A 13,880-nucleotide genomic window follows, 5' to 3' on the forward strand; every position below is an offset into this window, starting at 1 on the left:
GACGGTATTGGTGAAGGTATGAATGAACAAGGTGCCGCGATGAGCGATGCGCGCCCTTTGGCTATCTTTTTGATGGGGCCAACCGCCGCGGGTAAAACCGATGCCGCGATTGCGCTTCACGAGCAGTTGGGCTGTGAGCTAATCAGCGTTGATTCGGCCATGGTGTATCGCGGTATGGATATTGGCAGCGCTAAGCCCAGTGCTCGGGAACTAACACGCGCCCCACACCGTCTGATCGATATCCGAGACCCGGCTGACCCTTACTCGGCAGCGGATTTTCGTCACGATGCACTCAACGAGATGCGCCAAATTAGCGCGATGGGCGGGGTGCCACTGCTCGTCGGCGGCACCATGCTGTACTTCAAGCAGTTGGTTGAAGGTGTGGCGAACCTGCCGGCGGCCTCCCTGGCGATTCGCGCGCACTTGGCGCAGCGTATGAAAGATGAAGGGCTTAGTGCGCTCCATCGCTCGCTATGCGAGGTGGACCCCCAGGCCGGTCAGCGCATACACCCCAATGACCCGCAGCGTACGCTGCGTGCGTTAGAGGTCTATTACGCCAGTGGGCGGCCAATGAGCGAGCTCTGGGCTGAGCAAGAGGCAACGCTTTTCCCCTGGCGAGTGGTGTCAATCGCGCTGGCGCCTGAAGACCGTAAAGTGCTGCATCAACGCATCGCGCAGCGCTTCGCCTTAATGCTAGAAGAAGGGCTTATTGACGAGGTGGCCGCTCTGAAGCAGCGTGAAGATTTGCACCTAAACTTGCCGGCAATGAAAAGTGTTGGCTATCGTCAGGTGTGGGAGTACTTAGATGGCGAGCTGGACCGTGCGGCGCTTGTTGAGCGCGGGATCATCGCGACTCGCCAACTTGCCAAGCGCCAACTAACGTGGTTAAGGCGTTGGCAAGATCTTCACTGGGTCGATTCGCAACAGCCCACCGCGCTAGATAAGGTGCTGAAACTCGTGCGTGAAAGCGGTGCTTAGCGTAAGATAGGTGGTTCTTAGTGAGTGTTTTCGAGCGGCCGGCCTACCGGGCCTTTCGGGTAACAATGTTAACCAACCCCAACGACAGTTTTAGGGAGAGCAACATGTCCAAAGGGCAGTCCCTTCAAGATCCATACTTGAATATTTTGCGCAAGGAGCGCATTCCGGTCTCCATCTTTTTGGTGAACGGCATTAAGCTGCAGGGCCAGATTGAGTCATTTGACCAGTTTGTGATCCTGCTCCGTAACACCGTCAGTCAGATGGTTTACAAGCATGCCATTTCGACCGTGGTACCCTCTCGCAACGTTCGTCTGCCGGCCCAAGACCCCGCAGCGGCCGATGCCGAGGTTTAATGCCACACGAAGCAGGCAGAACAGTCCATGAGGTATTGATTGTTTTTTGAGCGCCCCGATGCCGGTGAAACGGCAGTACTCGTGCACGTCGATTTTCACGACGAGCGCGAGCGTGAAGACGCAGGTGAATTCCTGGAGCTTGTGCGTTCTGCCGGCGCAGTGCCGGCGACGCTGCTCACCGCTAGTCGTCATCGCCCCGACTCGAGAACGTTTATCGGGTCGGGCAAGCTTGAGGAGCTGCGGGCGATGCTTGCGGCTCATCAAGCGGAGCTTGTGATCTTCAATCACGGCTTAAGCCCCTCGCAAGAGCGTAATCTAGAGCATGAGCTTAAGTGTCGCGTGCTTGATCGCACGGGACTGATTCTGGATATTTTTGCTCAGCGAGCCCGAACGCATGAGGGGAAGCTGCAGGTTGAGCTTGCCCAGTTGGAGTATATGTCCACGCGCCTTGTGCGAGGCTGGACGCACCTTGAACGGCAGAAGGGCGGGATTGGTCTGCGCGGCCCGGGTGAAACACAGCTTGAAACTGACCGGCGTCTGCTGCGCGCGCGGATCAAGGCCATTCATAAGCGCCTCGACAAAGTGCGCAGCCAGCGCGAGCAGAATCGTCGTGCCCGTTCTCGCGCCGAGATCCCCAGTATTTCACTGGTGGGTTACACCAACGCGGGCAAGTCAACGCTGTTTAACTCGCTGACCGACTCAGAGGTGTATGCAGCGGACCAGCTTTTTGCCACGCTAGACCCAACGCTCCGGCGCATGGAGATTGACGACGTTGGTCCGGTGGTCATGGCCGATACGGTCGGCTTTATCCGTCATTTGCCGCATAAACTGGTCGAGGCCTTTCAAGCCACGCTTCAGGAAGCCGCCGACGCCACGCTTTTGGTGCATGTGATCGATGCCGCCGATCCCGATCGTGATCTCAACGTGGAGCAGGTCGAGAACGTGTTGAAAGAGATTGGCGCCGATGATGTGCCTATGCTCAAGGTCATGAATAAAATCGACCAGCTGGATAGCGCTCCCCGCATTGAGCGTGACGGTGATGGCAAGCCTGAAGTGGTATGGCTATCCGCGCGCGAGCAGCGCGGTTTGGATCTTTTACAGCAGGCGTTAAGTGAACGCCTCGCGGATGATGTCATCGATTTTTCCATGACACTGGCGCCCGAGCAGGGCAAGCTACGGGCGGGGCTGCATGCCCTCAACGCCGTGCGTGAAGAGTCTTTTGATGAGCATGGGCATTCGGTTTTGGACGTGCGCTTGCCGCGGCGTGACTTTAATCAGCTGATGGCGCAGCTTGGCGAGCGTGCCAGCACGTATTTGCCCGAAACACTGCAAGAGCCTGCGGAGTGGTAGGCTGCCTTTGTACGTGTTATCCCATAGGATTTTATAGGTTTTCGCAGCAACAGTAGCTACTAGCACAACGATTTTTTAAGTCGCAGGTGCAGCTGAACACCTTAGTGGAGAAAAACGTATGGCCTGGAATGAGCCCGGTGGTGGCAACCAGCACGACCCTTGGAGTGGCGGTGGCCGACGCGGTGGCAAAAGCGACGGCGGCGGCAACGGTGGTGGTAATAATGGAGGTAACAACCAAGGGCCTCCGGACCTTGATGAAGCGCTGAAAAAGTTTCAGGACAAGCTCAACCGGATGGTGGGCGGTGGCGGCAAAAAAGGCGGCGGCGGTAAAAAAGGAGGGGGTGGCAACAAACCGCGCAACACCTTCGCCTTGCCGGGCCTTCTTATTATCGTTGCGCTGGCGATTTGGGCGGCGTCGGGTTTCTACCTAGTGGATCAATCCGAGCGTGGTGTCGTGCTGCGTTTTGGTAAATTCCAAGAGATCGTAACGCCCGGTTTGCAGTGGAACCCGCCGCTGGTCGATGATGTGCGTATGGTGAACGTCACCCGTGTACGCTCTATAACGCAAACGCAGTCGATGCTAACTCGCGATGAGAACATCGTTGAGGTGGAAATTTCGGCCCAGTATCAAGTGGCTAATCCGCGCGATTTTGTTATCAACCTGCGCGACCCCAATCTCTCGATTGAAAACGCTCTCGACTCTTCGTTGCGTCACGTGGTGGGGGGAACGGATATGATCGAGATTCTGACCTCAGGGCGTGAAATCTTAGGTAGCTCTGTGGCGAGCCGCTTGCAATCCTACTTGGATAGCTATGGTGCCGGTATCCGCTTGCAAACGATCAACATCGAGTCAACCTCCGCGCCTGACCCCGTCATTGATGCCTTCGACGACGTTATTCGGGCGCGCGAGGACAGGCAACGGATCATCAACCAAGCTATCGCGTATGCCAATTCGGTCATCCCCGAAGCGCAAGGCCAGGCGCAGCGCATTATTGAGCAGGGCCAGGGCTACCGCGAATCGGTGGTCGCCGAAGCGCAGGGTCAAGCCAACCGTTTCAACTCCCTGCTTGGCGAGTACGAAAACTCACCCGAGGTCATGCGTGAGCGGATGTATCTTGACGCTATCCAAGACGTCTTTGGTGGCACGCCAAAAGTCCTTTTGGACGTAAGCGAAAATGCCCCGCTGATGTATCTGCCTTTGGATCAAATGCGTGGTGGTAGTAGCGGCGGCAGCTCTTCTAACCAAAGCGGCAATGAGAATCTCGATCCACGCGTGCTTGAACGCTTAAGCAGTGGTCAAAGCAGCCAGAGCAGTGGCTCATCATCAAACAGCAGTAACTCTATTCGCAGGGAGGGCCGGTAAATGATTAATAATCGTTCCCTGCTGATCGTTGGTGGCTTGGCTGCAGTCGCCTGGTTGGCCAGTAACAGTTTGTATGTCGTGGATGAAACCGAACGCGCGGTGAAGTTGCGCTTCGGTGAAGTCATCGAAGAGAACATCCAGCCGGGTCTGCATGTGAAAGTGCCGATCACGCAAACGGTGCGTAAATTTGATACGCGCTTGTTGACGCTGGACACCGACACGAGCCGTTACCTCACGCTAGAGCAAAAAGCGGTGATCGTGGACTCCTACGTCAAGTGGCAGGTGGTGAACCCCACGCGTTACTACGAGGCAACCTCGGGTGACGAGATGGTGGCGGTACGCTTGATTCAGCCGCGTGTTGACGAGAGTTTACGTAACGAGTTTGGGCGTTTGAACCTGCAGGAAATCATCGCTGAGCGCCGCGATGACTTGATGACAGGGCCAACGCAAGAGCTTGACGAGTTGATGCGCGAGGAGCTGGGCGTTGCAATACGCGATATCCGCATTAAACGAATTGATCTTCCCGATGACGTTTCCGCTGCGGTGTTTGAGCGTATGCGTTCCGAGCGTGAGCGAGAAGCCCGCGAGTGGCGCGCCCAAGGTCAGGAAGAGGCCGAGCGCATTCGGGCCAACGCCGACCGTCGCCGCCAGGTGCTGATTGCGCAAGCCAATGAACGGGCTGAAACGCTGCGCGGTGAAGGGGATGCCCAGGCCGCGGCGGTCTACTCGCAGGCATACGGCCAGGACCAGGAGTTCTTCTCCTTCTGGCGCAGCCTGAATGCCTACCGCGAGAGCTTCTCGGACAACGGCAACCTGCTGGTGCTTGAGCCCGACAGCGAGTTCTTCCGCTACTTGCGCAGTCCTTCAGCGACTAGCGACGCTGAATAGGATGGGGTAATGCGGTAGCGCCGGGTGAGCCTCGAATGCGGGGTTCACCCGGAGGCTAAACGTGATAGACTTTGTTAACCGGGCGTTGCCCGGTTTTTTTGTGGCCCGGCTTTTGTGACACAGGCTAAGCGATGCAGGCTTTTGTGGCCCGCTTTTTGTCGTCTGATGTTTGTCGCTAGCGCCGTGAGCTTTTATTGTCGTCTCGCAGGATTGTTCCTATGACCATCGCTGACCGCTGGCTATTGCCCGACGGTATGGATGAGGTGTTACCACCTCAGGCTAGCCGTATGGAAGAACTGCGCCGTACGCTGCTGGATCTCTACCATGGCTGGGGTTACGATCAGGTGATGCCACCCCCCGTGGAGTTTCTGGACTCGCTGTTAACGGGCACCGGTACCGACCTCGATTTGCAAACCTTTAAGCTCACCGACCAATTGACTGGCCGCATGATGGGCGCAAGCGCCGATGTGACGCCCCAGGTGGCGCGTATGGATGCCCACTCGCTGCGCCGCCAAGGTCCGGTTAGGCTTTGCTACTGCACCAACGTCCTTCGGGCGAAAGCTGATCAGCATCAGGGTGGCCGCAGCCCGGTACAGGTTGGCGTCGAGCTTTTTGGCCATGCTGGCTTAGAAGCGGACAGTGAGATCATTCATCTCGCGCTGACAAGTCTAAGTGCAGCGGGAGCGAGCGAAATTCACCTGGCGCTGGGGCATATCGGCATCTACCGTAGCCTGGTCGAGGCGGCGGGGCTTAACGATGACCAAGAGCGTGCGCTATTCGACGCGCTGGCGTTAAAGTCCCCCGGGGCGCTTGCCGAGCAAGTCCGTATGAGTGTGTCAGATCCCGCCTTGGCCGACATGTTTAATGCGCTTGGCGAACTGCATGGCGATATCAGCGTATTACAGCACGCCCGCGACGTGTTTGCCGGTGGGCCGGTATCGGTCAAAACCGCGCTGGATGAGCTGGACGCGCTTTATCAAGGCGTTCTGGCACATTTCGACGTGGATCTTTACGTGGATCTAGCCGAGCTGCGCGGCTACGCCTACCATACCGGTATGATGTTTGCCGCCTATGTGCCAGGGTATGGCCAGGCGCTGGCAAAAGGTGGGCGCTACGATGATACAGGCAGAGCCTTTGGCCGCGCCCGCCCGGCGACCGGGTTTTCGATGGACCTTAAGCAGCTAGCCTCGCTGGCTCAAGCATCGCCTGCTAAAGGAGCCATTTGGGCGCCAGCAGAGGCAGATGAAGCACTGAGCCTCGTCATCGCGTCACTTCGTGAGCAGGGCGAACGTGTAGTACAGGCGCTGCCAGGGCAGCGTACCGGGCCGGCGGAGCACGGGTGTGACCGCCGTCTTGAGTTTATCGACGGTCGTTGGCAGCCAACGACATTGGCACAAGAGACGAGAGCATAATGGGCAAGAATGTCGTAGTACTAGGCACCCAATGGGGTGACGAAGGTAAAGGAAAAATCGTTGATTTGTTGACCGAATCAGCGTCAGCAGTTGTTCGCTTTCAGGGCGGGCATAACGCCGGTCATACGCTGGTGATCGACGGAGAGAAAACCGTTCTTCACTTGATCCCCTCGGGTATCTTACGCGCTGATAAAACCTGCGTAATCGGTAATGGTGTCGTGCTCTCACCGGAAGCGCTGATAAAAGAGATCCGCGAGCTTGAGGATAAAGGCGTGCCGGTACGCAAGCGGCTGCGGCTGTCGCCGGCTTGCCCCTTGATTCTGCCTTACCACGTGCGCCTTGATCAGGCGCGTGAAAAAGCGCGTGGTGTGGCTAAGATCGGCACCACCGGGCGGGGTATTGGCCCTGCCTATGAAGATAAAGTCGCGCGTCGCGGCCTGCGACTAGGCGATATGCTTCACCGCGAGCGTTTTGCCTCCAAGCTCGGCGAGGTGCTGGATTACCACAACTTCGTCTTGACCAACTATCACGGTGAAGCGCCGGTCGATTTTCAGGAAGTGCTCGACAGCGCCATGCAGATGGCCGAAGAGTTGCGTCCCATGGTGGGTGATACCGTGAGTCTTGTTCACGGCCTGCGCAAAGAGGGTGAAAATATTCTGTTTGAGGGCGCGCAAGGCTCTCTGCTGGATATCGACCACGGTACTTACCCGTTCGTGACCAGCTCCAACACCACGGCCGGCGGGACGGCAACAGGCTCAGGTGTGGGGCCACTTTACTTGGATTATGTGCTGGGCATCACTAAGGCATATACCACCCGGGTCGGTTCCGGCCCCTTCCCGACTGAGCTTTTTGACGATCATGGTCGCCACTTGGCTGAAAAAGGGCACGAATTTGGTGCTACCACCGGCCGGCCGCGCCGCTGCGGCTGGTTTGATGCCGTGGCGTTGCGCCATGCGGTACAGATCAACTCCGTTTCGGGGCTCTGTTTGACCAAGCTTGACGTACTCGACGGACTCGAAAATATTCGCGTTTGCGTGGGTTATCGCAGTAAAGACGGCGACGTGCTGGACACCCCAGTAGATTCAGAAGGTTACGAGGCAATCGAGCCGCTTTACACCGATTTGCCAGGGTGGAAAGAGTCCACCCTGGGCGTCAAGCGGGTAGAGGATTTGCCTGCTAACGCGCGCTCTTATATCAGTTTTCTAGAAGAGCAGGTGGGCACCAGTATCGATATTATCTCCACCGGCCCGGATCGTGTGGAAACCATCGTACTCCGTAACCCCTTCGACGAAGGTTCGCTCGACAAAGGATAAGTGCGCCTCAATAGTCGATACCGCGCCGTGCCTGAATGCCGTTATTGAAGGCATGGCGCACTTCCTGCATTTCGGTCACGGTATCGGCCATGGCGATCAAATCACGATGGGCATTGCGCCCGGTTATAATCACCGTCTGCTCACGCGGGCGGTTCTCTAGTGCTTGCTTGACCGTTTCGATATCCAGGTAGCCAAACTTCAGCATGTAGGTGATTTCATCGAGCACCACCAGGTAGACCTCGGGGTCTGCCAGCATGCGGGCGGCTTCGTTCCACACCTCTTGGCAAGCGCGGGTGTCCTCTTCGCGATTTTGCGTCTCCCAGGTAAAACCTGTTGCCATGATGGCGACTTCAAGGTTGGCATCCTCTTCCAAGCGGTTGCGTTCACCGCACTCCCACAGGCCCTTGATAAACTGCACGACGCCTACCTTGTAGCCATAACCCAGCGCCCGGGTGACGGTGCCCCAGGCGGCGGTGGTTTTGCCTTTGCCATTGCCGGTGTTGATCAAGAGTAGCCCGCGCTCCTCGGTGGCGCTGGCGACTTTTTCGTCGACGTGCGCTTTGAGTTTCTGCATCGACGCTCTGTGACGCGAGTCGCGATCGCTCATTCCTGTCTCCTAATCAGGGTAAATAGGCGGTCAGTATGCATCAGGGTAGAGGGAAAGAGAATTGGAGTGGCTAATTTTTGTATAGGTTTTTCGCCTTTTCTGTCTTTTTTGCAAAAGGTGTGTCTAGTTAAATCGATATCATCGTTTAGTGGCATGCTAGAAGGATGGCAGATAAGCGGGTAGCTGCTCTAGAATGGTGGGCTATCTTTGTCTAGGAATTGCTCATGCCCTCATTTGATATTGTCTCTGAATTCGACCAGCACGAAGCGACCAATGCGGTTGACCAAGCCAACCGTGAAGTTCAGTCTCGGTTTGACTTTAAAGGCGTTGACGCCAGTTTTCGCCTTGAGGGTGATACCGTTCACCTTGAGGCCGAAGTCGACTTCCAGCTAAAACAGATGCTCGATGTCCTGCGCAATCGTTTGATTGCCCGCGGTATCGACGCGCGCTGCATGGAAGTGCAAGAGCCGGAGCTTTCGGGTGTGAAAGCGCGCCAATCGGTGACGCTTAAGCAGGGGCTTGATGCCGCACAAGCAAAGGATATCGTCAAGCGCATTAAGGCGAGTAAAGCCAAGGTTCAGGCGCAAATTCAAGGCGAAAAAGTCCGCGTGACGGGTAAAAAGCGCGATGATTTGCAAGGTATTATCGCACTGTTAAAAAGTGAAGAAGGGCCCGACTTACCGCTGCAGTTTGATAACTTTCGCGATTAATTTCCCCTTTGCTCACGTCGAGCCCTTACATAACGCTTATGCCTAACAAGGAGTCATGCATCATGTCCGCCCCCCAGCCGGTTTACCTAAGCGACTATCAGCCGCCCGCCTATCGTGTTACCCATACCGAGCTGACGTTTGATCTTGACCCTGCCCAAACGCGCGTTAGAGCACGCTTGTTCCTTGAGCGTCATGCTGATGCCGATGCCACTACGCCCCTTTTTCTCAATGGTGAAGGGCTTGCGCTCAACTCCCTAGCGATTGACGGTAAAGCGCTTGATGAGAGCGCCTACCAAGTCGATGAGTACGGTCTCACCATCGAGAGCGCTCCGGCCGCGTTTACCTTGGAGAGCGAGGTCACGATTGCACCAAAGGCCAATACAGCGCTAGAAGGGTTGTACCAGTCCAACGGCATATACTGTACCCAGTGCGAGGCGGAGGGGTTTCGACGGATTACCTTTTACCCCGACCGCCCGGATGTCATGGCGACGTTTCGTGTCACCCTTATCGGTGACAAAACCCGGGAGCCGGTGCTACTGGCCAATGGCAATCCGGTTGAGCGGGGGGAGTTGGAGAACAACCGCCATTTCGCTACCTGGGAAGACCCGCATCCCAAACCTTGCTATCTCTTTGCTCTAGTCGCCGGTGATTTAAAACGCGTCGAAGAGCACTTCACCACCATGAGCGGTCGTCAGGTAGCGCTGCAAATTTGGGTAGAAGAGGAGAACTTGGCCAAAACCGACCACGCCATGGCGTCATTAAAGCGCGCGATGACATGGGATGAACAGGCGTATGGCCGCGAGTACGATCTGGACCTGTTCATGATCGTCGCCGTCAACGACTTCAACATGGGCGCCATGGAAAATAAGGGGCTCAATATCTTCAATTCGGCGGCCGTGCTCACCCATCCCGACACCGCGACCGATGCCGCCTTTCAACAAGTGGAAGGTATCGTGGCGCACGAATACTTTCACAATTGGTCGGGTAACCGCGTGACCTGCCGCGACTGGTTTCAGCTCTCGTTAAAGGAGGGCTTTACGGTTTTTCGTGACCAGTGCTTCACCGCCGATACCAATTCGGCCCCGGTCAAGCGTATTCAAGACGTTTCGTTTTTTCGTACCGCGCAGTTTGCTGAAGACGCCGGCCCTACCGCGCATCCGGTTCGGCCTGATCACTACATCGAGATCACCAACTTCTACACCCTGACGATCTACGAAAAGGGTGCTGAGGTCGTGCGGATGTTGTGCAACCTGGTGGGGTGGGAAGCATTTCGTCGTGGCAGTGATCTCTATTTCTCCCGTTTTGACGGCCAGGCGGTGACCATTGAAGACTTTGTAACCTGCATGGAAGAGGTCTCCGACGTGGAGCTTGGCCAATTCATGCGTTGGTACGAACAGGCCGGCACCCCGGAAATTGATGCTCACGGCGAGTATGATTATGTCAATGCGGCGTACCACTTAACCTTGCGTCAGCGCACGCCGGCGACCCCTGGGCAAACGGAGAAAGCGCCGCTGCATATTCCGGTGCGCATGGGGCTTGTGGGGACCAAGTCGGGCCAAGATCTCACCCTTACCCTTGACGGCGAAAAATTGGGTAAAGATGCCGTTGTGCATCTGCGCGAAGATGAACAGACCTTTATCTTTACCGATGTAGCGGAAGCGCCGGTACCGTCGCTTCTGCGCCACTTCTCGGCGCCGGTGAAGATGCACTTCCCTTATTCACGGGAGGATCTAGCCTTCCTACTGACCCACGATAGCGATGGCTTCAACCGTTGGGACGCCGGTCAGCGACTGGCCATGCTCGCCTTGGATGACCTGATTGCCGCGCATCGCAACGGGGTAGAAAAAGTGATGGATAATCGCGTGATTGAGGCCTATCGCGCGCTGCTCACAACCCCGACGGATGATAAAGCCGTGCTGGCCGAGATGGTGGCGCTGCCCACCGAGGCCTACATCGCCGAGCAGCAGCCGCTGGTGGATATTGATGCGATCCACGCCGCTCGGGAGTTTGTGCGCCAGTCGCTCGCCATGGCACTGCGCGATGAGTTCATCGCGGTGTATGAAGCCAACCAGTCCCAAGAACCCTACTCGCCAACCCCCGAGCAAATCGGTCAGCGCAGCCTGAAAAATGTGGCGCTGTCGTACCTCATGTCGATTGAGGAGCCGCAAGCGATCGAGTTCTGCCAAGACCAGTTCAAAGCCGATCACAACATGACCGATGTGCGTCATGCCTTGACCCTACTGGTACACAGCGACCGCGATGACCTCTCCTCACCCGCTTTGAAGGCGTTCGGTGAAAAATGGGCGCACGACCCGCTGGTGATGGATCAGTGGTTTACGATTCAGGTCACGCGACCCCAGGCAGATGCGCTCGATCGGGTGAAACACCTGATGCACCACCCCGCTTTCTCGCTTAAAAACCCCAACAAGGTGCGCGCGCTGATCGGGGCCTTCACGCAAAACCGTGTCAACTTCCATCGTCTGGACGGGGCAGGCTATGCCTTGCTAGCCGACGTCGTGATTGAGCTCAACCGTCTTAATCCTGAAATCGCCGCTCGCCTGATCACCCCGCTGACACGCTGGCAGCGCTTTGATGAAACGCGTCAAACCTTGATGAAGGAGCAGTTGGAACGCATCAAGCGTGAGCCACTGTCGTCAAATGTGTATGAAGTAGTGGAAAAGGCGCTCGCGTAAGTGGTGGCACACGAGACCGCATCAATCTCGATCTCAAAAGAGGTAGCCCTAGGTGAGTGAAGCTGGTTCGCGTTATTTGCTCGTCGTGAATGGACAATCATCGGATGAGCCGGCGCTTAGAGACGCTGTGGACAAGCATCGCGATGCCGGCATGGCGCTGACGGTTCGCGTCACCTGGGAAGCGGGGGACGCTGCCGATTTCACCGAGTGGGCGGCATCCAAAGGCTTTACGCATGTTATTGCCGGTGGCGGCGATGGCACGGTTAACGAGGTAGTGAATGGCATGATGCGGTTGCCCAAAGCGAAACGCCCGATACTGGGTATCGTTCCGCTCGGTAGCGCCAATGATTTTGCTACCTCAATAGGCGTGCCTTTGGCTTCGGAAGCCGCACTGAAGGCGGTGAGCCAATGGGAAGGGCAGAGCATTGATGTAGTGCGGGTGAGTGCCACAAAGGAGAATGCTAAGCGTGGTGATCAATACTATATCAATATGACCACCTGTGGATTTGGCGCTGAAGTGACGTCATCCACACCTAAAAGGTTAAAGCGTCTATTTGGCGGTGGCGCCTATTCGGTCATGGGTGCATTGAAGGCTTGGCGTCACACCAGCTATCGCGGCATGTTGGATTGGGGGGAAGGCAAAGAGCAAGCGTCGCTTCTGCTCTTAGCGTTAGGCAACGCCCGCCAAGCGGGTGGGGGGCAAGTATTGGCCCCTAAAGCAAAGCTCAATGATGGTTTGCTGGACGTACTGTTGGTGCGCGATCTGCCCTCCATCGGTTCGCTCTCTCAGTTACGCAAAGAGCTGCGCCAATTCCCGCATGACGGTCAATTGGTCCGCTACTTCACCACCCAAAAAATAGATATCACCACGTGCGCTGAAGACCCTGCTTGGCCGGTGACCCTGGACGGGGAGGCGCGACGCTTCAAAGCGTTCAGCGCCGAAGTGGTGCCATTGGCGGTCACGGTGGCCATGCCCGCGGACTCTCCGCTCCTGGCTACATCAAAGTCGCAGTAAAAAAGTGCGTAAAAGTGGGTCGTGAACGTAAAAGCAAGCTTGAAAAATCGAGCGTCAACGTAGGCAACTACAGCGTAAGGAGATAATGATGATGGCAAACCGTTTCTGGATCCCTACCCTCATGGCGGCGGCTCTGCTGCTAAGTGCGTGTGGGGATAGCGAAGAGAGTGCGGATGCTCCCGCAGATGACGCTGCCCCCGTGAGTGAAACTGCCGAACAAGAGGGCGCCACTGAATCGACCGATGAGCAGGTCGGTGCTACCACCGAGCAGCCCTCGCAAGCCGATCAAGCGCAGGAGGCCAGTGGCGAGGTAGATACAGCTACCACTACCACGGAAGATGTCGACGCAGACCAAGACACGCTTACCGCCGACCCGTCAGACGCCCTTGAGGAAGAGGGTGGCCTTCCCGGCGAAGTTTCCTCATCCGATGTGGATGACATTATTGCCGAAACCGAACGCCGTTTTGAAGAGGCTCAGCAACGCTTAGACGAGCAGTTTGAAGAAGTGGAAAACCAAGCGGAGGCGCTCGCGCCGGAAGAGTTGAATAGGGACGAGTTAGATGAAGATATCTCGTCCGACTTGGAGTCTGAAATGGACTTGCCGGAAAGTAGTCTCTCGGAAGGCAATCGACGGGAGGGAGAGTTAGGCCAGGATGACGTGCAAGCGTTGATTGAAGAAACCGAGCGGCGCTTTGAAGAAGCACAGCAACGCCTCGACGAGCAGTATCAGGCGTTAGAGGGAGAGAGGGGCGCTAGCCAAGAGGCAATGGAGGAAGTACCCGCCGGCACCTCGGGTGAAAGTACGGAAGAGGCAGAGGAGAGCGATTCACCTTAACGCGACTCGACAACGTAAACAGGCCCGCGAATGCGGGCCTGGCTTTTTCCGTAGAGACTCGCCTGGGAGGCGATCGCCTAATTGATCACGGAAGATTCATATCCGCGCTTATTCAGGGCGGATATTGGAGGCCTGAAGGCCCTTCTTGCCTTGCGTAACCTCGAAGGAGACTTTTTGGCCATCTTGCAAAGACTTAAAGCCTTCAGCCTGAATTTCGGAAAAGTGGGCAAACAGATCGTCACCGCCATCGTCCGGAGAGATGAAGCCGTAACCTTTCGTGTCGTTGAACCACTTAACTGTACCAGTTGCCATTATCGATTTCCTTGCATGCTTGATAGTAAAACGGGCTTGGCGTTTACCTGC

At 56.4% G+C, this 13,880-nt stretch carries 13 protein-coding genes; 11 read left to right on the top strand and 2 right to left on the bottom strand.

Translation table 11 applies throughout. The features are described from left to right. Positions 1 to 39 precede the first annotated feature (39 nt). The 7 genes from miaA to BQ9846_RS02810 all read left to right on the top strand — a co-directional run bounded on the left by miaA (position 40) and on the right by BQ9846_RS02810 (position 7,657). Complete coding sequence (gene miaA / locus BQ9846_RS02780; RefSeq protein ID WP_075879468.1) at positions 40 to 978, top strand: tRNA (adenosine(37)-N6)-dimethylallyltransferase MiaA; 939 nt, start codon at positions 40 to 42, stop codon at positions 976 to 978. 104 nt (positions 979 to 1,082) lie between these two features. Continuing rightward, positions 1,083 to 1,331 (top strand): RNA chaperone Hfq, encoded by a 249-nt coding sequence (gene hfq / locus BQ9846_RS02785; protein ID WP_075879088.1) that lies wholly within the window; start codon positions 1,083 to 1,085, stop codon positions 1,329 to 1,331. A gap of 39 nt (positions 1,332 to 1,370) precedes the next feature. Continuing rightward, positions 1,371 to 2,681 (top strand): ribosome rescue GTPase HflX, encoded by a 1,311-nt coding sequence (hflX, locus tag BQ9846_RS02790; RefSeq protein ID WP_075879089.1) that lies wholly within the window; start codon positions 1,371 to 1,373, stop codon positions 2,679 to 2,681. Between the two features lie 118 nt (positions 2,682 to 2,799). Then, the gene (gene hflK / locus BQ9846_RS02795) at positions 2,800 to 4,044 is read left to right on the top strand and encodes an FtsH protease activity modulator HflK (RefSeq protein ID WP_075879090.1); all 1,245 of its coding nucleotides are present in this window, start codon (positions 2,800 to 2,802) and stop codon (positions 4,042 to 4,044) included. Then, positions 4,045 to 4,932 (top strand): protease modulator HflC, encoded by an 888-nt coding sequence (hflC, locus tag BQ9846_RS02800; RefSeq protein WP_075879091.1) that lies wholly within the window; start codon positions 4,045 to 4,047, stop codon positions 4,930 to 4,932. Positions 4,933 to 5,150: 218 nt separating this feature from the next. Further along, on the top strand, positions 5,151 to 6,344 hold the full coding sequence (locus BQ9846_RS02805) for an ATP phosphoribosyltransferase regulatory subunit (protein ID WP_075879092.1): 1,194 nt from the start codon (positions 5,151 to 5,153) through the stop codon (positions 6,342 to 6,344). Beyond that, the gene (locus tag BQ9846_RS02810; RefSeq protein WP_075879093.1) at positions 6,344 to 7,657 is read left to right on the top strand and encodes an adenylosuccinate synthase; all 1,314 of its coding nucleotides are present in this window, start codon (positions 6,344 to 6,346) and stop codon (positions 7,655 to 7,657) included. The genes BQ9846_RS02805 and BQ9846_RS02810 overlap by 1 nt, the downstream gene beginning before the upstream one ends. Positions 7,658 to 7,664: 7 nt before the next feature. On the opposite strand, the gene cobO is transcribed toward BQ9846_RS02810, so the two are convergent. After that, entirely contained in the window at positions 7,665 to 8,264 is a 600-nt protein-coding gene (gene cobO, locus BQ9846_RS02815) for a cob(I)yrinic acid a,c-diamide adenosyltransferase (protein ID WP_075879094.1), read from the bottom strand. Between the two features lie 224 nt (positions 8,265 to 8,488). Between cobO and BQ9846_RS02820 the strand changes: the two genes are divergently transcribed. The 4 genes from BQ9846_RS02820 (at position 8,489) to BQ9846_RS02835 (ending at position 13,517) form a co-directional block, all read left to right on the top strand. After that, entirely contained in the window at positions 8,489 to 8,974 is a 486-nt protein-coding gene (locus tag BQ9846_RS02820; protein WP_075879095.1) for a YajQ family cyclic di-GMP-binding protein, read from the top strand. Between the two features lie 62 nt (positions 8,975 to 9,036). Next, positions 9,037 to 11,667 carry an aminopeptidase N gene (gene pepN / locus BQ9846_RS02825; RefSeq protein ID WP_075879096.1) on the top strand — a complete coding sequence of 877 codons (2,631 nt, stop codon included), beginning with the start codon at positions 9,037 to 9,039 and terminating at the stop codon, positions 11,665 to 11,667. 52 nt (positions 11,668 to 11,719) lie between these two features. Continuing rightward, entirely contained in the window at positions 11,720 to 12,682 is a 963-nt protein-coding gene (gene yegS, locus BQ9846_RS02830; RefSeq protein WP_075879097.1) for a lipid kinase YegS, read from the top strand. Between the two features lie 88 nt (positions 12,683 to 12,770). Beyond that, positions 12,771 to 13,517, top strand: a complete 747-nt coding sequence (locus BQ9846_RS02835; RefSeq protein WP_235818891.1) for a hypothetical protein — start codon at positions 12,771 to 12,773, stop codon at positions 13,515 to 13,517. Positions 13,518 to 13,625: 108 nt separating this feature from the next. Here the strand turns inward: BQ9846_RS02835 and BQ9846_RS02840 are convergent, their stop codons facing one another. Continuing rightward, a complete protein-coding gene (locus BQ9846_RS02840; RefSeq protein WP_075879098.1) occupies positions 13,626 to 13,829 on the bottom strand; it encodes a cold-shock protein in 204 nt (67 codons plus the stop codon). Positions 13,830 to 13,880 lie beyond the last annotated feature (51 nt).

The sequence above is a fragment of the Vreelandella massiliensis genome (assembly GCF_900155385.1).
Taxonomy (GTDB): Bacteria; Pseudomonadota; Gammaproteobacteria; order Pseudomonadales; family Halomonadaceae; genus Vreelandella; species Vreelandella massiliensis.